The sequence below is a fragment of the Pseudomonas sp. ADAK2 TE3594 genome (assembly GCF_053628675.1).
Map to the genome: position 1 here is coordinate 4004956 of NZ_JBRJGV010000001.1, position 18549 is coordinate 4023504.

The 18549-nt window shown below is 59.8% G+C and carries 21 protein-coding genes and 1 pseudogene; 7 read left to right on the forward strand and 15 right to left on the reverse strand.

Annotated features, from left to right (window positions below; genetic code table 11):
* Positions 1-398: 398 nt before the first annotated feature.
* Positions 399-788 carry a hypothetical protein gene (locus AB7M22_RS17645; protein WP_008013493.1) on the forward strand — a complete coding sequence of 130 codons (390 nt, stop codon included), beginning with the start codon at positions 399-401 and terminating at the stop codon, positions 786-788.
* A 95-nt stretch (positions 789-883) separates the two neighbouring features.
* On the opposite strand, the gene AB7M22_RS17650 is transcribed toward AB7M22_RS17645, so the two are convergent.
* Positions 884-1876: a GlxA family transcriptional regulator gene (locus AB7M22_RS17650; RefSeq protein WP_454187264.1), complete on the reverse strand. Its 993-nt coding sequence runs from the start codon at positions 1874-1876 to the stop codon at positions 884-886.
* A 91-nt stretch (positions 1877-1967) separates the two neighbouring features.
* On the opposite strand from AB7M22_RS17650, the gene inhA reads away from it, so the two are divergent.
* Complete coding sequence (gene inhA / locus AB7M22_RS17655) at positions 1968-2654, forward strand: isonitrile hydratase (RefSeq protein ID WP_454187265.1); 687 nt, start codon at positions 1968-1970, stop codon at positions 2652-2654.
* 41 nt (positions 2655-2695) lie between these two features.
* On the opposite strand, the gene AB7M22_RS17660 is transcribed toward inhA, so the two are convergent.
* Genes AB7M22_RS17660 through AB7M22_RS17670 form a run of 3 tightly spaced genes read right to left on the reverse strand, consistent with a single transcriptional unit; the run spans position 2696 to position 4612 of the window.
* Positions 2696-3532: an SDR family NAD(P)-dependent oxidoreductase gene (locus AB7M22_RS17660; RefSeq protein WP_454187266.1), complete on the reverse strand. Its 837-nt coding sequence runs from the start codon at positions 3530-3532 to the stop codon at positions 2696-2698.
* Positions 3533-3585: 53 nt separating this feature from the next.
* Positions 3586-3843, reverse strand: coding sequence for an Atu4866 domain-containing protein (locus tag AB7M22_RS17665; RefSeq protein ID WP_454187267.1), 258 nt, complete (start codon positions 3841-3843; stop codon positions 3586-3588).
* Positions 3844-3874: 31 nt separating this feature from the next.
* Positions 3875-4612, reverse strand: a complete 738-nt coding sequence (locus AB7M22_RS17670) for an SDR family oxidoreductase (protein WP_454187268.1) — start codon at positions 4610-4612, stop codon at positions 3875-3877.
* Positions 4613-4818: 206 nt separating this feature from the next.
* Between AB7M22_RS17670 and AB7M22_RS17675 the strand changes: the two genes are divergently transcribed.
* On the forward strand, positions 4819-5754 hold the full coding sequence (locus AB7M22_RS17675) for an AraC family transcriptional regulator N-terminal domain-containing protein (RefSeq protein ID WP_454187269.1): 936 nt from the start codon (positions 4819-4821) through the stop codon (positions 5752-5754).
* Between the two features lie 418 nt (positions 5755-6172).
* Entirely contained in the window at positions 6173-6364 is a 192-nt protein-coding gene (locus AB7M22_RS17680; protein WP_454187270.1) for a hypothetical protein, read from the forward strand.
* 177 nt (positions 6365-6541) lie between these two features.
* Here AB7M22_RS17680 and AB7M22_RS17685 read toward each other — a convergent pair whose 3' ends face one another.
* Positions 6542-7030, reverse strand: a complete 489-nt coding sequence (locus tag AB7M22_RS17685; RefSeq protein ID WP_454187271.1) for an SRPBCC family protein — start codon at positions 7028-7030, stop codon at positions 6542-6544.
* Between the two features lie 198 nt (positions 7031-7228).
* Here AB7M22_RS17685 and AB7M22_RS17690 point away from each other — a divergent pair, with 198 nt between their 5' ends.
* From AB7M22_RS17690 to AB7M22_RS17700, 3 genes are all read left to right on the forward strand, one after another.
* Positions 7229-8173 (forward strand): ADP-ribosylglycohydrolase family protein, encoded by a 945-nt coding sequence (locus AB7M22_RS17690; RefSeq protein WP_454187272.1) that lies wholly within the window; start codon positions 7229-7231, stop codon positions 8171-8173.
* Positions 8170-8568 carry a GFA family protein gene (locus AB7M22_RS17695; RefSeq protein WP_454187273.1) on the forward strand — a complete coding sequence of 133 codons (399 nt, stop codon included), beginning with the start codon at positions 8170-8172 and terminating at the stop codon, positions 8566-8568. The genes AB7M22_RS17690 and AB7M22_RS17695 overlap by 4 nt, the downstream gene beginning before the upstream one ends.
* A 102-nt stretch (positions 8569-8670) precedes the next feature.
* Positions 8671-9072 (forward strand): lysozyme inhibitor LprI family protein, encoded by a 402-nt coding sequence (locus tag AB7M22_RS17700; RefSeq protein WP_454187274.1) that lies wholly within the window; start codon positions 8671-8673, stop codon positions 9070-9072.
* 142 nt (positions 9073-9214) lie between these two features.
* Here AB7M22_RS17700 and AB7M22_RS17705 read toward each other — a convergent pair.
* The 10 genes and pseudogenes from AB7M22_RS17705 to AB7M22_RS17750 all read right to left on the reverse strand — a co-directional run.
* Positions 9215-9601: pseudogene (locus AB7M22_RS17705) on the reverse strand (quinohemoprotein amine dehydrogenase subunit beta); the annotation flags it as partial.
* Positions 9602-9651: 50 nt separating this feature from the next.
* Positions 9652-9906 carry a DUF1652 domain-containing protein gene (locus AB7M22_RS17710; protein WP_123497993.1) on the reverse strand — a complete coding sequence of 85 codons (255 nt, stop codon included), beginning with the start codon at positions 9904-9906 and terminating at the stop codon, positions 9652-9654.
* A 603-nt stretch (positions 9907-10509) separates the two neighbouring features.
* On the reverse strand, positions 10510-11535 hold the full coding sequence (locus AB7M22_RS17715; protein WP_454187275.1) for a histone deacetylase family protein: 1026 nt from the start codon (positions 11533-11535) through the stop codon (positions 10510-10512).
* 153 nt (positions 11536-11688) lie between these two features.
* Positions 11689-12918 carry a Zn-dependent hydrolase gene (locus AB7M22_RS17720; protein ID WP_454187276.1) on the reverse strand — a complete coding sequence of 410 codons (1230 nt, stop codon included), beginning with the start codon at positions 12916-12918 and terminating at the stop codon, positions 11689-11691.
* A gap of 39 nt (positions 12919-12957) precedes the next feature.
* A complete protein-coding gene (locus tag AB7M22_RS17725; RefSeq protein WP_454187277.1) occupies positions 12958-13569 on the reverse strand; it encodes an RraA family protein in 612 nt (203 codons plus the stop codon).
* Positions 13562-13954, reverse strand: coding sequence for a RidA family protein (locus tag AB7M22_RS17730; RefSeq protein ID WP_454187278.1), 393 nt, complete (start codon positions 13952-13954; stop codon positions 13562-13564). The genes AB7M22_RS17725 and AB7M22_RS17730 overlap by 8 nt, the downstream gene beginning before the upstream one ends.
* A gap of 18 nt (positions 13955-13972) precedes the next feature.
* Positions 13973-15352: an MFS transporter gene (locus AB7M22_RS17735; RefSeq protein ID WP_454187279.1), complete on the reverse strand. Its 1380-nt coding sequence runs from the start codon at positions 15350-15352 to the stop codon at positions 13973-13975.
* A 127-nt stretch (positions 15353-15479) separates the two neighbouring features.
* Positions 15480-16421: a 2-hydroxyacid dehydrogenase gene (locus AB7M22_RS17740; protein WP_454187280.1), complete on the reverse strand. Its 942-nt coding sequence runs from the start codon at positions 16419-16421 to the stop codon at positions 15480-15482.
* Positions 16418-17173 (reverse strand): class II aldolase/adducin family protein, encoded by a 756-nt coding sequence (locus AB7M22_RS17745; RefSeq protein WP_454187281.1) that lies wholly within the window; start codon positions 17171-17173, stop codon positions 16418-16420. The genes AB7M22_RS17740 and AB7M22_RS17745 overlap by 4 nt, the downstream gene beginning before the upstream one ends.
* Positions 17170-18471 (reverse strand): MFS transporter, encoded by a 1302-nt coding sequence (locus tag AB7M22_RS17750; RefSeq protein ID WP_454187282.1) that lies wholly within the window; start codon positions 18469-18471, stop codon positions 17170-17172. Before AB7M22_RS17750 ends, AB7M22_RS17745 begins: the two co-directional genes overlap by 4 nt.
* Positions 18472-18549 lie beyond the last annotated feature (78 nt).

An 18549-nucleotide genomic window follows, 5' to 3' on the forward strand; every position in this document is an offset into this window, starting at 1 on the left:
GTCGGAAATATCCCCTTTTACGACGTTTTTTGTAGGACCGAGGCTACGTCCGATGAACTTAAACACGCACCGTCAGCCACTACTGTCTCTCCGTGGCGAGGGGGCTTGCCCCCGTTGGGGCGCGCAGCGGCCCCTTGAATGCACAACCCCATTCCTCCAGAAGCACCGCATTTGCTGGCTTTACGGCCGCTGCGCAGCCGAACGGGGGCAAGCCACCTCGCCACAGAACCAGATAGGCCGAACCTACAATCACTAAACAAAACCAGCCCAATCAACACGCGGTAACGCATTCCTACATCCGGAAATACCTTGTTGCCAGCGCCTGCTTCCCTCCCTAACATCCACGCTCAACGGGTACAGCGGAGCTGTCCAACAAAACCCGAATTCAAGGAACCAGAATGACCCAGCGTATCCATCGCAGCATCGACACCCCACTCCGATCGGGCCTGAACCGGGATGAATTGTGGGAGGGCCACGACAAAGGCCTGATCAAATGCTGGGAAATCGGCCGCCAACGCGCCGCCCGCTTCCCCGACCTCGCCCAACAATGCCTCACCGGCGAACTCCCGGTGCTGGGCTGGAAAGGTGGCGTCAGCCGCAGCCTGAAAAAACTCGAAAAATACGGATCTCTGAAATACCTCGCCCAATGGCAGGGATTGCGCGGAGAAGATCTGGACATTGATCTGAGCACAGAACGGGCGTTGACCTGCTCCAGGACCAGAATGGCCGTGACGTTTACGCCGGATCGATCGAAGTACTTTAATCAGGTGGCGGACGTGGAAGTCTGAGGAGAAGGACTCAGGTCGAGTTGAATCAGCCCTCTCAAAACAGCCACTCTGGAGTGTCGGGCATAACCTTGCCGAAGAAGCGCCCGAAGCGACCCTCAAGGCATTACTGGATCTGCTGGAGGGCTGACGGAAAAGCGCTCGCGATAGGCTTGCGGTGTCACGCCCATTGCTCGCAAAAAACTGCGCCTAAGCGTCTCTTCACTGCCAAACCCGCATTGCACCGCGACCCGTTTGATCGGCACACCGGTGTCGCTGAGCAGCCGTCGCGCGGTCTCGACCCGAATCAGTTCAATGGCCCGCGCCGGGGTCTGGCCAGTGTCGGCGCGGTAGTGACGGACGAAGCTGCGCTCGCTCATGCCGGCCTGCAAGGCCAAGGTCGGGATGCCGAGGTCTTTGGTGAGGTTTTCGCTGATCCAGGCGTGAAGGTCGTCGAATCGGTTGCCTTCCTTTTGCAGGGACAGGGTCACGCTGAACTGCGACTGGCCCCCCGGACGCTTGAGAAACACCACCAGTTGGCGGGCGACGTCCAGAGCCATGGTTCGGCCGAGATCCTCTTCGACCATCGCCAAGGCCAGGTCGATGCCCGCAGTGACACCGGCCGAGGTCCAGACCGGGCCGTCGTTGATGAAGATCGGGTTGGGTTCGACCTGTAGTTTGGGATGCTGCTGCGCCAATTGCTCGCAACGGGTCCAGTGCGTGACCACCCGCCTGCCATCGAGCCAACCGCTGGCCGCCAGCAAAAACGCCCCGGTGCACACCGACGCCACCCGCCGACACCCCGTCGCGTGCTCACGTACCCAGGCCACCAGTGACTCGTCTTTCGCCGCCGCGTAAACGCCCCAGCCACCGGCAATGATCAATGTGTCGCTGCCCTGTTTCGCCAGCGGCTCTGCCAACAACGCCAACCCCGCCGACGACATCACCGCCCCGCCACCGCTGGCAATCACCGACGGCGCATAGGGCGGCGGCAAACCTTGCTGGCGAGCAATGTCGTTGGCCGAGGCAAACACCTGCAACGGCCCGGTGACGTCGAGCACTTGCACGTTGGCAAAGGCCAGCACATGAATGGTTTTCGGGCTGTTCGGCATATTTGGCGTAATTCGTGGGGTTATTGGCGTATGCGCCAGATCCTACGAGCCTACAGTGAAGCCGTCCACCCCAATCAGGAGAAAAAACGCCATGACGTTGCAGATCGGTTTTCTGTTGTTCCCACAGCTTCAACAACTGGACCTGACCGGCCCTTATGACGTGCTGGCCTCGCTGCCGGACGTGAAGGTGCACCTGATCTGGAAGGATCTGATGCCAGTCACCGCGAGTACCGGGCTGGTGTTGAAACCGACCACCACCTTCGACGATTGCCCGCCGCTGGATGTGATCTGCATTCCTGGTGGCGGCGGCGTCGGGCCGTTGATGGAGGATGACGAAACCCTGGCCTTCATCAAGGCTCAGGCCACTAACGCAAAGTATGTCACTTCGGTTTGCACCGGCGCGCTGGTGCTTGGCGCGGCGGGGTTGCTCAAGGGCAAGCGCGCTACCACGCACTGGGCGTATCACGAATTGCTTGGGGTTCTGGGAGCGATTGCGGTGAACGATCGGGTGGTGCGCGACGGCAATCTGCTGACCGGTGGCGGGATCACCGCGGGGATCGATTTTGCCCTGACCCTGGCGGCTGAATTGTTCGATAAGGACACGGCGCAACTGGTGCAGTTGCAGCTGGAATACGCGCCGGCGCCACCGTTTGCTTCGGGCAGCCCCGAGACAGCGCCGGTCAGCGTGCTGGATGAAGCCCGCAAACGCGCTGCCGCGTCGTTGAAATTGCGCTCGGAAATCACCGAACGTGCAGCGGCGAAACTCGCCCGCCAGTGAAAGAAACGGCTGCGGGCGCTATCGCCCCCGCAGCCAGTCACTCAGGTCGGAAAATCCGTTGCCAGCGATATGGCTTTCCACTGGTTCAAGTCCTGCTGCACCTGAGCGATTTTCTGCTGCGCCAGGTCGACCGCAATCTGGCCCATGAACAAGTGCAGCGGCGGCTCGCTGACGTTGACCGCCTGGATGATTGCCAGGGCAATCTTGTCCGGGTCGCCGGCCTGCTGACCGTCAAGGGTGTTCTGGTGCAGGTCCAGTGACGCTTGCGCGGCGGTGTAATCATCGATCCTGCGCTCGGCAACGGCCAGCGAAGCGCTGGACAGGAACCCCGTACGCACCGGTCCCGGATAAACCACCGTGGCCTTGATTCCCAACTCCTGAACCTCTGCCGCCAGCGCTTCGGTCACGCCACCGAGGGCGAATTTGCTCGCCACGTAACTGCCCCATCCGGCATAACCGCCATCGAAGCCGACAATCGACGAGATATTGATTACGTGCCCGCTGCGCTGCGCCCGCAACTGCGGCAAGGCGTGACGCAAGACATTGAGCGGCGCAAACAGATTCACATCGAAATTGCGCCGCAATTCGCTGTCCGACAGCGCTTCGAAGGTGCCCTGCTGACCGTAACCGGCGCAGTTTACGACTACATCAAGGCTGCCGAAGACTTCAACGGTGCTTGCGATAGCGTTGGCCACGCTGGATTCATTCATCAAGTCGACTTGCAGCGGCACAAAGCGCTCGCTGGCGGCCTGCAGCTCCCCGAGGTTACGGGAAGTGGCGGCGACGCGATCTCCCAAGGCCAATACGTGTTGCGCGAGGGCCAGACCGAGGCCCTTCGAGGCGCCGGTGACAAACCAGGTTTTAGGAGAGTTTTTCATGAGTAGGTTCCTCTGTTTCAGTGCATGACTTGCTCGATAACATCAATGACGCGTCACTCCGGCTGGCGGTACAGCACCATCCCGGCGTGATAGAGCACCCCGTCGCGAAAGTCGCCGTCAGCCGTGAAACCGGTGTCGTCGACGTATTCGATGTGGTCGCCCGCCAGCCAATAGCGGCCCAGATAGGCGCTTTCCCGATGGCCGCGCGCTTCGTCGTAACGCCCGCCGGGCAGCAGTTTGTGGCGGATCACGCCGTCGGCGGTGACCCACAGGCCGACGTATTGGTCTTGGTTACCTGATGGTTTGGTCATTTCAGTTCTCCCGACTTCAATAGGTGGCGATTCAGAACGGACTGGCTGTCGGCCGCACGATCAATTCGCTGACATCCACATCGGCCGGCTGATCGATGGCGTAGGCAATGGCCCGAGCGATAGCCTCGGCAGGAATGGCAATCTTGCGAAATTCGCGCATTTCGGCGCGGCCGCCGGCATCGGAAATGCTCTCGGCCAGTTCGGACTCGGTCACGCCGGGGGAAATAACCGTGACCCGCACATTGCCCCCGACTTCCTGACGCAAACCTTCGGAAATCGCCCGCACGGCGAATTTGGTGGCGCAGTACACAGCCGCGGTCGGGCTGACGGTATAGGCACCGATGGAGGCGATGTTGATGAACTGGCCGCTGTGCTGACGCTGCATCAATGGCAACCCGGCAGCGATGCCGTGAAGGACGCCACGGATGTTGACGTCGATCATCCGGTCCCACTCCTCGACCTTCAGCGCCTCGAGTTTCGACAGGGGCATGACCCCGGCGTTGTTGACGATTACATCGACCCGGCCAAAGCGTTCGACGGCGAAATCGATGAAGGCCTGCACGTCATCGCGGCGGGTGACGTCCACCGCCCTGAACGCTGCGCTCTGGCCAGCCGCATTGAGTTCTGCGACCAGTGTTTCCAGGCGATCGACGCGCCTGGCACCGAGCACCACATGGGCGCCCTGACTGGCCAGAAGACGTGCGCTGGCTTCGCCGATTCCGCTGCTGGCGCCGGTAATGACAACCACTTTGCCTTGAATGTTGGACATGAGTTTTTCCTTGATCTGGAGGCTGGAACATCCCGGATGGGGACGTTGCGACAGGTCCAGATTAGGGACGCTTCGATAGGTTTCGTTAGCCGATTTCTCCTGGGTTCTTGCACGATCCTGTAGGCGTAAAACCGACGCTGGCCGACACGCGCACAATCGGTTTTACTAGCCCCCGACTCAACCATCGGCCAGGGAGACTGTTCAGCATGACGGCTTCTACTTCCGCGAATACCCTGCCCCAGGACGGCGTCGATATCCGGCGCGCCGAACTGGTGAGCCTGATTAAACGCTTTGCCCCGGAATACGGCGTTCACGTCACGCCGATCAAGGACTTGCACCTGATCCGCAGCGACCATCCCACCGAAGACCTGCACACGGTGCACAAACCGGGACTTTGCGTAATTGTCGAAGGACGCAAGGAAGTACGCCTGGCCGCTGAAAGCTATATTTACGACCCGCTCAATTACCTGGTGGTGTCGGTCACCCTGCCCCTGGCCGGCAAAGTGATCGAGGCCAGCCCGGATCGGCCTTATCTGTGCATTCGCCTGGACATCGACCCGGCGCAGATCTGCCGTTTGATCGCCGATGTCAGCCCCATCGGGGTGCCCGGGGTGAGGAACAATGGACGCGGGCTGTTTCTGGACAGGATCGACGCGCCCTTGCTGGATGCCGTGTTGCGGCTCTTGAGGTTGCTGGACACCCCGGATGACATCGCACCCCTGGCACCACTGGCGCAACAGGAAATCTTCTATAGATTGTTGCGCGGCGAGCAGGGTCAGCGTTTGCATGAAATCGCCATCCCCGACACCCAGACCCACCGTATCAGCCGTGCTATCGAGTGGTTGAACAACCATTACGTCGAGCCCTTGAGCATCGAAAACCTGGCGCAGATGATCAACCTCAGCACTTCGGCGCTGCATCACCGCTTCAAATCGGTAACAGCCATGAGCCCGTTGCAATACCAGAAGCAGTTGCGCCTGCAGGAAGCGCGGCGGCTGTTGTTGTCGGAGAACAGCGATATTTCGTCAATCGGCTACAAGATGGGTTACGAAAGCCCTTCGCAATTCAGCCGTGAATACAGCCGTCTGTTTGGCGCCTCGCCGAGCAAGGACATCGCCCGACTACGCGCTCAGGCGATTTAACAGTTTTGTGTACGCCAGAATCAGGCAAATCAAGGGCATAAAAAAACCCGCCTAAGCGGGTTTCTCAAGACCATTGCGACATCCTGTCGGCAGCCATCCTGGCGTATGGTCGATCATCCGTGATCCTGAGCACGTCCTGTGCTGCAGTTGATGGATCCAGATTAAACGCATCGGTGAAGCTTAAAAAGACGACATACCACTGGCTACGTGTAAGCCATTGACCATTCAATGCCTGAAACCTGCATTTGTAGCAGCTGTCAGCTGCTACAAGAAACCAGGTTGCAGTTTTCTAAAGACGAAAAAAAACCCGCCGAAGCGGGTTTTTCCCAAGACCATATCGACTCCCTGTCGGCAGCGATCCTTGCTATGGTCGATCATCCGTGACCCTGGAGCTCTCCCTGTGCCGTAGGAGCGAGGCTTGCCCGCGATGAACGATGACGCGGTCCTGCTTGATACAGCGCGGCGCTCCCTTCGCGGGCAAGCCTCGCTCCTACAGATTGAGCTGGAGGCATTTTCTGCAGACGAAAAAAAACCCGCCGAAGCGGGTTTTTCCCAAGACCATATCGACTCCCTGTCGGCAGCGATCCTTGCTATGGTCGATCATCCATGACCCTGGAGCACTTCCTGTGCTTCAGTTGATGAAGCTAGATTACCCTTCGGATCCAATCCGCAATAGACGACATAGCTACTACCGCGTGTAAGACATTCGCCATAGCCGCCCCTCCGAAAACCCTTAGACGTATCAGTCATCAAGTGCCGAGGTCGCAAGTTTAGCGGCCTGCAGCCATCAGCCGCCCTGACGTTCGTGGGCGTTGGCGTTGGTTTTCAGAAACTCTTCGATATTGCTCATCTGCTCATCCCAACCCCGGCTGTCCATGCGGAACGCCTTGAGCCTGCGCGACTGAGGGATGTGATCGAAACCAGACTCGACGACCGTCAACAACGTGCCTTCGTCCATATCCTGGAGTTCGAACTTAACCAGCGTGGTGGGCTCTTGGGAGTAATCGGTATCGGGTTCGATTGCATATGGGTGCCAGCGAAACGAAAACACCCGCTCCGGCTCGACCCGCTCCACCAGGACATTCCACAGTACGTGTTCGTAGCCGGGATACGTGACTTGCCCCTGGGTCCACTCGCCGGCAACAAAACGCTTACCTTCGAGTGCCACGCCGAACCATTGCCCAAAGGCTTCGGCATTGGCCAGCACGCGCCAGACCTGCGAGCGCGGCACCTTGAGCAGGATTTTCCTTTCGATGCGATCTGATGCTGGGTTCATAAGTCACCTCCTGTATTGAACAGTAGGCCCGTAAAGACCATAAGACCAACCTAAAAGTTGTATCAAACAGGTGCCGCAATCGACATTGCCTGAAATATTCGGCCTCATTTTTGGCCATAAGTTCTGGTTTGAAGGGGGAGTCAGCTGGCTGAAACTGCTAACGTTTGCAACGACGTGGAACCCTTACAAGGAAGATTCATGCAGCCTTCACTCACGGAACGTTATCGCGCAACCCTGCTGGGGCTTGCTTGTGGGGATGCCGTTGGCACCCATGCCGAATTCCAGCCGCGCGGTTCATTCGCCCCTCTGACCGATATGGTTGGGGGCGGCCCGTTCAATCTGAAGCCAGGGCAATGGACCGATGACACTTCCATGGCACTTTGCCTGGCAGAAAGCTTGCTGAACAAAAACGGTTTTGATGCGGCCGATCAAATGGGCCGTTACCTCAACTGGTGGCAATGGGGTTACCTGAGTTCGACCGGCGAATGCTTCGACATTGGTATGACCGTCCGTGAAGCGCTGGCTCATTATCAGGAAACCGGTCTGCCATTCGCGGGATCCACCGATGCCTATACGGCCGGTAACGGCTCGTTGATGCGGTTAGCGCCAATAGTGTTGTACTACTTTCCCGACCTCGACCGGATCAGGAGGTTTTCCGCAGACAGCTCGCGCACGACCCATGCGGCGCCGGAGGCACTTGAATGCTGTCAGTTGCTTGCCGATCTGATCCGCAGGGCATTGCAAGGCGCGTCCAAGCCGGATTTGCAGAGCCTGCCAGAGACGGCCTTCCTGGAACCGAAGGTCGCGAGCATCGCCCGCGGCGACTACCTCGAAAAATCCAAAGACGATATTCGCGGTAGCGGTTACTGCGTTGCATCACTGGAAGCGGCCTTGTGGTGCTTTCACCACACTGACAGTTTTGAAGCCGCCATTCTCGAAGCCGCAAACCTGGGCGACGACGCCGATACCACTGCCGCCATCGTCGGCCAGTTGGCCGGGGCTCACTACGGTGTGCAGGCCATCCCTGACGGGTGGCTTGCGAAATTGCACATGCGCGAAGACATCGAGACCACGGCTGACGCCCTGTTTCGGGCCGCCGCCGCTGCCGACATCTCAGCCACGCAACCAGGAAAAGCCCCATGAATAATCTGCATGGCAGCTGCTTGTGCAAAGCCATCGAATACGAAGTTGATAGCCTCGACATGCCCATCAGTCACTGCCACTGCCACACCTGCCGCAAGGCACACGCAGCGGCATTCGCCTCGACGGCCGGGGTCATGCGTGAGCATTTTCGCTGGCTAAAAGGACAGGACCGGCTAAGCACCTATGAGTCGTCGCCGGGCAAGCTTCGGCATTTCTGTTCGATCTGCGGATCGCATCTGATAGCGGAGCGCTCGGCCCAACCCCTTGTAATCGTTCGCGTGGCGACTCTCGACGATGATCCGAAAATGACACCTCAGGCTCATATCTGGACGTCCCAGGACGTGCCCTGGCTTGAATATGAATCGAATGAGAAGTGTCCAGAGTGGCAGACATAGTTTTCCGGATACACCATAAGGGCTACGTCAGACTCAGAGTTGTTGACTGGCGGCGCCCCGCTACACTGCACCCCAACTTCCCATCACCACTGTGAGCCCACCATGCCCCCACGTTTTCTCCTTGCGTTGACGCCGCTGCTGTTCACCCCCCTTGCGCATGCCATCGACTGCGACAACGCCACTGACCAGTCGACGATGAATCAATGCGCGGCGCAGCAGAACAAGGCGGCCGACAAGGAGCTGAATGCGCTTTACCAGCAGATCACCACACGGCTGAAGGACGACCCCGACGCGAAAAAGCTGTTGGTCGGTGCGCAGCGCTCATGGATTGCGTTTCGCGATGCCGAGTGCAAATTCTCGGCGTCCGGGGTGGAGGGTGGCAGCGTGTATCCGCTGATCTACAGCAACTGCACCACCGAGCTGACCAAGGCGCGGGTCGAGGCGTTCAAGACTTACTTGAAGTGCCAGGAAGGGGATTTGAGTTGTCCGGTGCCTGAGGCTTGATGCTGCGGTGTGCTTGAGGGCCTCTTCGCGGGCAAGCCTCGCTCCTACATTGGGGCTTTGGCGGTACATAAATTGTTTGTCCACCAAAAACCCAATGTAGGAGCGAGGCTTGCCCGCGAAGGCGTCCGCTCAGGCACCACAATTACCGGACAAATACCTGCGCCGTCGTAATCGCCATATCCCCACCCGGCAACTTGATGCTGCCGATCTGCTTCAGGCTATCGGCATCGAAGATCGCCACATCATTGAACGTTCCGGCCAGGTAAATCTTGCTGCCATCCTTGTTGAAGGAAATGCAGTAGTAAGAGTGATCAAGCGTCGCCGCCTGAAGCATTTTCTTTTGCTTGATGTCGTACTTGGCCAAGCGATTGAGCACGCCGAACATCAGGTTCGGGTCCTTGGGTGAGCGCATACCGCTGAAGTAGATTTCCGTCAGCGGGCCGAAGTCGGTGGTTTCGGTCTTGCCGGTTTTCAGGTCGATGCTGAACAGCCCGTAGAGGTACTCGGCGGTGGCCGGGGCCTGCTTCTTGACTTCGGGATACACGCCGCACCGCCAACGCCGTGCGGCGTGACGCAGGCTCAACGGTAAAACGGCGCGTGAATGCCTTTATGAGCCTCGATTTCTTGCCGCATATCAGCCACCAGTGACGCGATCGCGTGGGGGCTATCCAGTGTCCATACCGGAACATGGGTGGCCACCAAATCCACTTTCCCGGTCATGCAATCGCAGACCCGAATTGTCAGGGACTGGTCCGCCTCCATGCTGCAAGTGCACACCGCCGGCAAAAAACTATGTTCAATGATGTTTTGAATTTCCAGGGTTGAAAGGAACATCGCTACCTCCCTCACGCCAGATGTGTGGCCCGGGCAAATGCTCCTTCATTCACCCTTTAGCCCAAAAATTCTAATCCTCAATAGCAGGCGTCTCAAGACCGTAACAGGTTGTTCGTCGTCTCATCAGCTATCGCGATTTGCGACAAAACCCAGGCTGCCGCCCTTCCCCTTGCATCACTCAACCCCCCATGTGCAGCGCGCGGGCGATGACAGGCGGTCGAGGTATGTTCACCACGATCGATCATCGTCGGCCGGGCTTCCACCAGTGCGGTACCCCGCGCGTTGGTGCCGCGCGCCGCTTCGGCCAATCGAGCTTCGCGGTGCAGCTTGGGGGAAGTTGTTTTTATTAGCGTCATCAAGCGCTCCGGATCGGTCCGCCCTGCGCTTTTTAAGTTCAGCGCCCTGTCGCAATCTTTACGTTAACGTCAGGGCTATGGCAAGTGCCTTACAGCGCTTGTGTTTGATCTGGTGGACCGAGTGATCGTTCTTCGCGGGCAAGCCTCGCTCCTACGGGGTTTGTGTTGAACCGCGGAATTGGATTCAACACAGTCCCCGTAGGAGCGAGGCTTGCCCGCTAAAGCAATCTCCCAGACAAATGCAATCTCAGAGCTGCCACACCTGCGGCCCAACAAAAAACGCCCGGGCATTATCCTCAAGACTCTCCAGGTGATATCCGCCCTCCTGCACAATCAGACACGGCAACCCAAGGCTGCGAATCCGCTCGCCCAGCCGTGCAAAGCCTTCTCGCGTCACCGCCACTTTGCTCTGCGGGTCCAGCTCGAAAATATCGAACCCCAGGGACAGCACCAGCACCTGCGCGCCGAACTCCTTCACCGCCGCCAACGCCACTTCCAGCTGCCGCAAAAAGTCCGCCTCACTGGCGCCATGGGCCATCGGCAAGTTGAGGTTGAAACCCTCTCCCGCCCCGACGCCGCGCTCATCGCTGAACCCGGCAACCCCCGGATAGAAGTTGGTCGGATCACCGTGCACCGAGACGTACAGCACGTCATCGCGCTCGTAGAAAATCTCCTGAATCCCCTGACCGTGGTGCATGTCGGTGTCGAGCACCGCAACTCGCTCAAACCCTGTACGCAACACCTGGGCCGCCACCGCTGCGTTGTTCACATAGCAGAAACCACCGGCTGCTTCGGCCCGGGCATGGTGACCGGGTGGACGGCACAAGGCATACGCGGCGGGCTCGCCATCGAGCAACGCCTGGGCACCGGCAATCGCGCTTTGCGCCGACCAATAGGCCGAGCGCCAGGTTTGCTCACCCACCGGACAACTGCCGTCCGCCAGATAACACGCGGCTTGGGCAAGAACTCCGCGCAAGGCATTGGGTTCGCGGACGAAGATGTTCGACATCACCTCATCGCCCCAATCCTCGGGGATTTCCTTCCAGCGTTGATGAGCCTCCTGCAAGAACGTGAGGTACGGCGCACCGTGGACCGCCAGCAGTGGATCGAGCCCGGCATCGGCCGGTTGCTCGACCGTGAAGCCCAGCGCCTTCGACGCCTGCACCAGCCGTTGGGCGCGCTCGGGCACTTCCTGCGGCGTGCGCATCTGCCCGCGGGAGTAGTAACTGCGTGGATGGTGGAGCAATTGTTCGGGATGGAAAAAACTGCGCATGGGGTTAATACCTGTCAGTTAACGTAGATCCTGGAACCGGGTGCGCCCTCCTGTAGGAGCGAGGCTTGCCCGCGAAGGCGGTGTGTCAGTCAACGTCGATGTTGAATGGGCTGACGCCTTCGCGGGCAAGCCTCGCTCCTACAGGGATTGCGTTTATTCGACTTTGCCTGCTCGGCTCAACACCGCGTTGAGCAACACATCGGTGCCCTGACACACATCTTCGGGCAACACGTCTTCGGCTTCGTTGTGGCTCAATCCGCCAACGCAAGGGATGAACACCATGGCCGTCGGACAGAACCGCGCGAGGTGAATCGCATCGTGACCGGCACCGCTGACAATCGATTGCTGAGCGTAGCCCAGCGCGTCCACCGCTTGTTGCACCGCTGCCACGCAATCGGCGTCGAACGGGGTGGCCGGGCTGATCCAGTGCGGGGTGATCGTGAGATTCAGGCCGCGTTCATCGGCAATCGCCTGGAGTCGTGCACGAACCTGCTGCTCCATCGCATCGATGGCTTCGTCGCGGTGATGACGCAGGTCGACGGTGAAATTCACCAGCCCCGGAATGGTGTTGCGCGACGATTTATTGATACTCAACTCGCCGACGGTCGTCAGGCCTTCGGGGGCAAAATCGCTGGCCAGGCCTTCGATTGCCTGGATCATTCGCGCCACGCCGTACAAGGCGTCCTTGCGCAACGGCATCGGCGTAGTACCGGCGTGGGCAGCCATGCCTTCGACGCGCACGTCGAGCCAGCGAATCGCCTGGCCACCGCTGACCACACCAATGCTTTTGGCGTTGTCTTCAAGGATCGGCCCCTGTTCGATGTGCGCTTCAAAGTAAGCATCCACCGCGCCGCCCAGCGGGCGCTCGCCGGCATAACCGGTGCGGTGCAGGGCATCGGCGACGCTGATGCCATCCACATCACGTACCGCCAGCGCCGCATCCAATTCCATGATGCCGGTGAACACCGCCGAGCCGAACATCGCCGGAGTGAAGCGCGCGCCTTCCTCGTTGGTCCACACCGCCACTTCCAGCGGCTTGCGGGTCTGGATGCCGAGGTCGTTGAGGCAACGCACCACTTCCAGACCGGCGAGTACACCGTAGACGCCATCGAACCGCCCGCCTTCGGGTTGAGTGTCGAGGTGGCTGCCCATCATCACCGGTGCAGCGTCCGGCTCAGTGCCGGCGCGACGGGCGAACAGGTTGCCGATGGCATCCACGCTCAGGGTCATGCCGGCTTCGCGGCACCATTGAGCAAACAGTTCGCGGCCCGCCTTGTCTTCATCGCTAAGCGCCAGTCGGCAACTTCCGCCACGAGCCGTCGCACCGATTTCGGCCATGGCCATCAAGCTCGCCCACAGGCGTTCACCATTAATTTTCAACATGCGTTACTCCTGGAAAATATTGATCAAGCGCCTGACGGCCTAAACGCTCAAGACCTGCGACACCGGTTCACCGGCGCGCAGCCGCTCCAACAAGCACGGCTCGGCGCGATCGGACGCCAGCGCGCGTTCGATGACGTTTTGCGCGGTGACCGGATCGAGAAACAGCACGCCGTTGTCATCCGCCAGCACCAGATCCCCCGGATGCACCGTGACGCCGGCACAGTGGATCGGCTGATTGATCTGGCTGTCGCCCCGGCCATGCAACTTGGTGGTCAGCAGGCTGGTGCCGCGAGCGAAGACCGGTAACCCGGCTTCGCGCAGTTCGAGCAAGTCGGTCACCGCGCCGTCCACCACGATGCCCACCGCACCGGCGCAACTCGCGGCACAACTGGTGACCGCGCCGACCGGGGCATGCTGCCAGTCGCCATCGGTGTCGATCACCAGCACATCGCCTGGCTGGATGAGCGCCAGGGCCTGGTTGACCGCGATGGCATCGGCGCCCACCAGTTTCAGGGTCAGCGCACGGCCGACGAGTCTCACATTGGGCACCATGGCTCGCAGTTGCGAGTCGGCAAAACCCTCCTCGAGAAAATGCCCCAGGGTCGGAAAGCTCACCGCTTTGAGCTGCTCGATCAGCTGCGATTCATCCACGTTGCACCTCCTTGGCAATCAACTCGGCCACGCAATCGATTTCCAGCGACACGCCCCACAACGCCACGCACACCGTGGTGCGTGCCGGCGGCGCATGGCCAAGAAACTCGCGATACACCGCGTTGAACGGCTCCAGTTGTGCGGGATCGGTGAGGTACGCGTTTACCTTGATCACATGGCTGAAGTCGGACCCGGCTTCAATCAGGATCGCCTCCAGGTTGCGCAAGGTTTGTCGCACTTGTTCGGGGAAATCAGCGGGCTGGTCATCGAGTCCGCTCTGGGCCGGAATCTGCCCGGCGGTGAACACCAGGTGGCCGCTGACCACCGCTTGGGAGTAAGGGCCGACCGGGCCGATGAAGCCCGGTGCTGACTGAATTCTGCGCATGTTGTTGAACTCCATTAATCAGGCAGCGGCCGATTTGATCGGTTTGCCGAGAGTTGGATCGGCGGCCGGAACTGCCGTCGGAATTTCGCTGATGTCTCGCTTGAAGGTCTCGGTCAGCAACAACAGCGCCACCAACGAAATCAACGCCGCACCAATCATGTACCAGGCCACCGAGGAGCCTTTACCGGTCGCCGCCAGTAATGCGGTGGTGACGATAGGCGTTGCGGCGCTGCCAAGCAGACCGGACAACATGTAGCTGATCGACAACCCGGAATAGCGCACCCGAGTGCCGAACAGTTCGGCGAGGAAAGTCGCGATCGGCCCGTAATTGGCCGCGAACGCGGTCATCAACAGCAGGTAGCCGAAGATCACACAGGGCAACTCTTTGGTGTCCATCAACCAGAACATCGGGAACGCCACCAACGCTTCGGCGACGATGCCGGCAACGATGATCGGCTTGCGTCCGTAGCGGTCCGACAGCGCGCCGAACACCGGCAACATGAAGATGCACCAGGCGCAGGACAGCAACACCACGCCGAGCATCACGCTGCGGCTGAAACCCAGATTCTGCGTGCCGTACGTCAAGCCGAAGGCAACGATGATGTTGAATGACGCCCCGGTCGACATGGTGGCGATTCCGCCCAGCACCACTTGTTTCCAGTACTTGCGAAACACTTCAGCCAGCGGCATTTTCACCTGGACTTCGGCTTCCTTGACCTTGTTGAAGGCCGGGGTTTCAGCGATGTTCAAGCGGATGTACAAGCCCACGGCGATCAGCAGCACGCTGGCCAGGAACGGGATACGCCAGCCCCAAGCCAACAGGTCTTCAGGCGACAGCCACGCCGCGATCAACAGGAAGGCCAGGTTGGCAATCATGGTCCCGGCCGGGACGCCGATCTGTACCCACGAGCCGTACAAGCCGCGTTTGTTGGCGGGCGCATGTTCCACCGCCATCAGCACCGCACCACCCCACTCGCCACCCAACGCCAGGCCTTGAATGACCCTCAGCAGCAACAACAGGATCGGCGCCCAGATGCCAATGGCCGCATAGTTGGGTAATAACCCGATGGCGAAAGTTGCGGCACCCATGGTCAACAGCGAAACCAACAACATCGACTTGCGTCCCAAGCGGTCACCGAAATGCCCGAACAGTGCCGCGCCGACAATCCTGGCCAGGTAGGCCGAAGCAAACGTACCGAACGCCAGTAATGTACCAATCAGCGGATCGAAATCCGGAAAGAACACTTTGTTGAACACCAGCGCCGAAGCCGTGGCGAACACAAACAGGTCGTACCATTCCACCGTAGTGCCGATCACACTGGCCACGGCAACTTTCTTCATGCTAATTGCAACTTCCGGAGGGGCGCCGGACTTTTCTACAGGCGATAGATCGCTCATTACTGTCTCCAGGAGTTCATCAAGAACTCGTATTTAATTGTTTTAACTGGCAGTAAAACGTTCGAGGTGAGGGATTGTTGTTATACGTCGCCCAACTCAATGGGCGAGTTTGCAAGGCGCTTTCTTATTAATAACCGAGTGTTCGGTCCGCACAATTCAATAACGGCTCACCGGTATTTAAACGGCGAAAGTTCTCTGCTACTTGTTCGGCGATACAGTCGTGGGAAGCCGCGGATGCCATGTGCGGGGTGATGGTGACGCCGGGCATTGTCCAGAGACGGTGATCGACCGGCAGCGGTTCTTGTTCGAAAACATCCAGTAAAGCGCCGCGCAGTTTTCCCCGGGCCAGCGCGTGTTCGAGGTCGTCGATATTCAGATGCCCGCCCCGACCACAATTGACCAGCGCGGCGCCATTGGCGAGCCGCTCGAACGTTGCACTGCCGAGGATGCCGCGGGTTTCGCTGGTCAGCGGTAACAGGTTGATCAGCAACTCCAATCCATCGAGAAACGGGTTCAGTTTTTCCGCACCGGCGAACGTCTGTACGCCCGGCAAGTCCTTGCTGCGGCGCGCCCAACCACGAACGTCGTAACCGGCGGCAGCCAGATCCTGGGCGATGGCACTGCCCAACGACCCAAGCCCCATCACCCCGACCTTGAACTGCCTCGCCGCCCGTTGCAGCGGCCGCTCCCAACGCTGGTCCTGTTGCTGCAGCAGCACTTGATCGAAACCACGATGATAGTGAATTGCCGCCCAGCGCACGTACTCGGTCATGCCTTGGCGGTGGCCGGGATCGACCACTCGGCACACCGGCAAGTCCGGACACGACGGGTCGTGATCGAGGTGATCGATACCGGCGGCCACCGAGTGAATGACTTGCAGGTTCGGCAATGCGCCGAGGCTGCCCGGCAAGGGAAACCAGCACGCGGCAATCTGCGCGTTGGCGGCTTGTGGATCATCGGCCAACACCGTGGCGAGTTGCGGCGCACTGCGGGCAAACGCAGCCTGCAATTGCTTGAGCAGCAGGGTGTCACGGGACAGCAAAACCACGGTGTTGATGACAGGGCTCATGACAAATAGGACTCGCGCTGGGATTCGATCAGGGTCAGGGCGGCCTCCCAGGCCAGGTCGATGATGTTGTCCTGTTCATCACGGTCAAACTGTTCGGCGGTATGTGCGCACACTTCCGGGGACGGGTAATGCAGCGCCGAACCACCGGACAGTGCCTGAACCTGCGCCTGACAGGCACGTTCCAGGAAGTGAATTTCCTGGAACGCCTGGGCCACGCCCGAACCGCCGACCAACAAGCCATGATTGCGCAGGATCATCGCCCGGTGCGGGCCCAGATCGGCAATCAAACGCTCGCGCTCATCCAGCGACAGGGCGATGCCTTCATAGGTGTGATACGCCAACTTGCCGTAGAACTTCAGCGCGTGCTGACTGATCGGCAGCAAGCCTTGCTTCTGGGCGGCGACCGCCATGCCGGCAGCCGTGTGAGTGTGGATCACGCAGTTGAGGTCCGGGCGGGCCATGTGGATCGCCGAGTGAATGACGAAGCCGGCGGCGTTGACCCGATGACCTTCATATTCCGGATCGACCACTCGCCCGTCCTGATCGATACGCACCAGGTCCGAAGCGCGCATGCGGTCAAAAATCACCCCGTAGCGGTTGATCAGGAAATGATGCTCAGGCCCCGGAATTCGCAGGGTGATGTGGGTGTCGATCAGGTCGGTCATGCGAAAGTGCGCGACCAGGCGATACAGCGCAGCCAGTTCGCAACGGGCTTGCCATTCAACCGGGCCAATGTGTTCAGGTTTACTCACAAATACACCTCTTTAGCAGCTTGGGTGACGACCGGGTTGGCGCGCAGGCGGGCCAGGCCGCAAACACCGATCAAGGACAGGGCCGACAGCAACGTGAAGAACACCGCCAATGGCAGCCACTGCCCGGAAAACTTGCTCGCCAGCAGCGTGCCGATCAGCGGCGTGGTGCCGCCGGCCAAGGCGCAACTCAACTGGTATGCGATAGAAATGCCCGAGTAGCGCAGGTGCACCGGGAACGCCTGGGTCATGTAACCGGCGATCACTGCGTACAGCGCCGAGAGAATCACCACCGCCAGAGCGATGCCGACAGTCATCAGCACAATGTTCTGTGTGCCCACCAGCATGAACATCGGGTACGGCGTGACCATGCACAGCAATGCGACGAGTTTGAGGAAGCGGCCTTCGCCGATGCGCTCGGCCAGCAGCGCGGAGAGCGGTTGCGAGAGCAGCTGAATGACGGTCACCAGGAACAGGCAATCGAGAATCGTCGAGCGCGGGATGCCCTGATACTGGGTGACGTAAGTGATCATGAACGTGTTGGTGAAGAAGAACCCGGCCGAACCGATGGTCACCGCGGCGGCGGCGAACAGGATCTGCCGCCAGCAGGTTCGAATCACATCCTTCACCGGGTATTTGGCGGTCTCGTTGTTGTCCTTCGCCTTGGCGAATTCCGGCGACTCATGCACCCCGGAGCGGATCATCAGGCCGACCATCATCAGCACACCGCTGGCGAGAAACGGCAGACGCCAGCCCCAGGCGAGGAAGTCCTCTGGTTCAAGGGAGGTCACCAGACGAAAGGCGATCAACGCCAGCAGCAAACCGGCCGGGCTACCGAGTTGCGCGAACGATGCATAGAAAGTCTTGCGCTTGACCGGTGCGTGCTCGCTGGCCATGAGCACCGCCCCGCCCCACTCGCCGCCGACCGAAATGCCCTGGATCAACCGCAGCACAATCAGGCCGATCGGCGCCCAGATACCGGCGCTGGCGTAGCTCGGCAACATCCCGATGCCGGCGGTGGCCAGTCCCATCAACGCCATGGTCACCAGCAGCATTTTCTTGCGACCGAGGCGATCACCCAAATGACCGAACACCATGCCGGCCATTGGGCGAGCGATGAAGCCGACGGCGAAACTGCCGAACGCTGCCAGGGTGCTCATCACCGGGTCGTGGCTGGGAAAGAACACTTGCCCGAGCACCAGCGCCGCCGCCGTGGCGTAAATGTAAAAGTCGTAGAACTCGATGGTCGTGCCAATGAAGGCTGCCGCCGCCGCTCGACGCGGTTGAGGGGTAGTGTGCATGCAAGGACCCTGTGTATTTATAGTTTTGGGCAGGTACTGAAGGCTGTTTACGGATTGCACTCTGTGGCGCTTGTTAGC

Excerpts from the sequence above, each read along its gene's own strand:
- AB7M22_RS17695 (WP_454187273.1), top strand. The coding sequence starts at position 8,170 with ATGAATAATCTGCATGGCAGCTGCTTGTGCAAAGCCATCGAATACGAA.
- AB7M22_RS17690 (WP_454187272.1), top strand. The coding sequence starts at position 7,229 with ATGCAGCCTTCACTCACGGAACGTTATCGCGCAACCCTGCTGGGGCTT.
- AB7M22_RS17700 (WP_454187274.1), top strand. The coding sequence starts at position 8,671 with ATGCCCCCACGTTTTCTCCTTGCGTTGACGCCGCTGCTGTTCACCCCC.
- AB7M22_RS17670 (WP_454187268.1), bottom strand. The coding sequence starts at position 4,612 with ATGTCCAACATTCAAGGCAAAGTGGTTGTCATTACCGGCGCCAGCAGC.
- AB7M22_RS17715 (WP_454187275.1), bottom strand. The coding sequence starts at position 11,535 with ATGCGCAGTTTTTTCCATCCCGAACAATTGCTCCACCATCCACGCAGT.
- AB7M22_RS17645 (WP_008013493.1), top strand. The coding sequence starts at position 399 with ATGACCCAGCGTATCCATCGCAGCATCGACACCCCACTCCGATCGGGC.
- AB7M22_RS17685 (WP_454187271.1), bottom strand. The coding sequence starts at position 7,030 with ATGAACCCAGCATCAGATCGCATCGAAAGGAAAATCCTGCTCAAGGTG.
- AB7M22_RS17750 (WP_454187282.1), bottom strand. The coding sequence starts at position 18,471 with ATGCACACTACCCCTCAACCGCGTCGAGCGGCGGCGGCAGCCTTCATT.
- AB7M22_RS17710 (WP_123497993.1), bottom strand. The coding sequence starts at position 9,906 with ATGTTCCTTTCAACCCTGGAAATTCAAAACATCATTGAACATAGTTTT.
- AB7M22_RS17675 (WP_454187269.1), top strand. The coding sequence starts at position 4,819 with ATGACGGCTTCTACTTCCGCGAATACCCTGCCCCAGGACGGCGTCGAT.
- AB7M22_RS17665 (WP_454187267.1), bottom strand. The coding sequence starts at position 3,843 with ATGACCAAACCATCAGGTAACCAAGACCAATACGTCGGCCTGTGGGTC.
- AB7M22_RS17660 (WP_454187266.1), bottom strand. The coding sequence starts at position 3,532 with ATGAAAAACTCTCCTAAAACCTGGTTTGTCACCGGCGCCTCGAAGGGC.
- AB7M22_RS17735 (WP_454187279.1), bottom strand. The coding sequence starts at position 15,352 with ATGAGCGATCTATCGCCTGTAGAAAAGTCCGGCGCCCCTCCGGAAGTT.
- AB7M22_RS17740 (WP_454187280.1), bottom strand. The coding sequence starts at position 16,421 with ATGAGCCCTGTCATCAACACCGTGGTTTTGCTGTCCCGTGACACCCTG.
- AB7M22_RS17720 (WP_454187276.1), bottom strand. The coding sequence starts at position 12,918 with ATGTTGAAAATTAATGGTGAACGCCTGTGGGCGAGCTTGATGGCCATG.
- inhA (WP_454187265.1), top strand. The coding sequence starts at position 1,968 with ATGACGTTGCAGATCGGTTTTCTGTTGTTCCCACAGCTTCAACAACTG.
- AB7M22_RS17730 (WP_454187278.1), bottom strand. The coding sequence starts at position 13,954 with ATGCGCAGAATTCAGTCAGCACCGGGCTTCATCGGCCCGGTCGGCCCT.
- AB7M22_RS17650 (WP_454187264.1), bottom strand. The coding sequence starts at position 1,876 with ATGCCGAACAGCCCGAAAACCATTCATGTGCTGGCCTTTGCCAACGTG.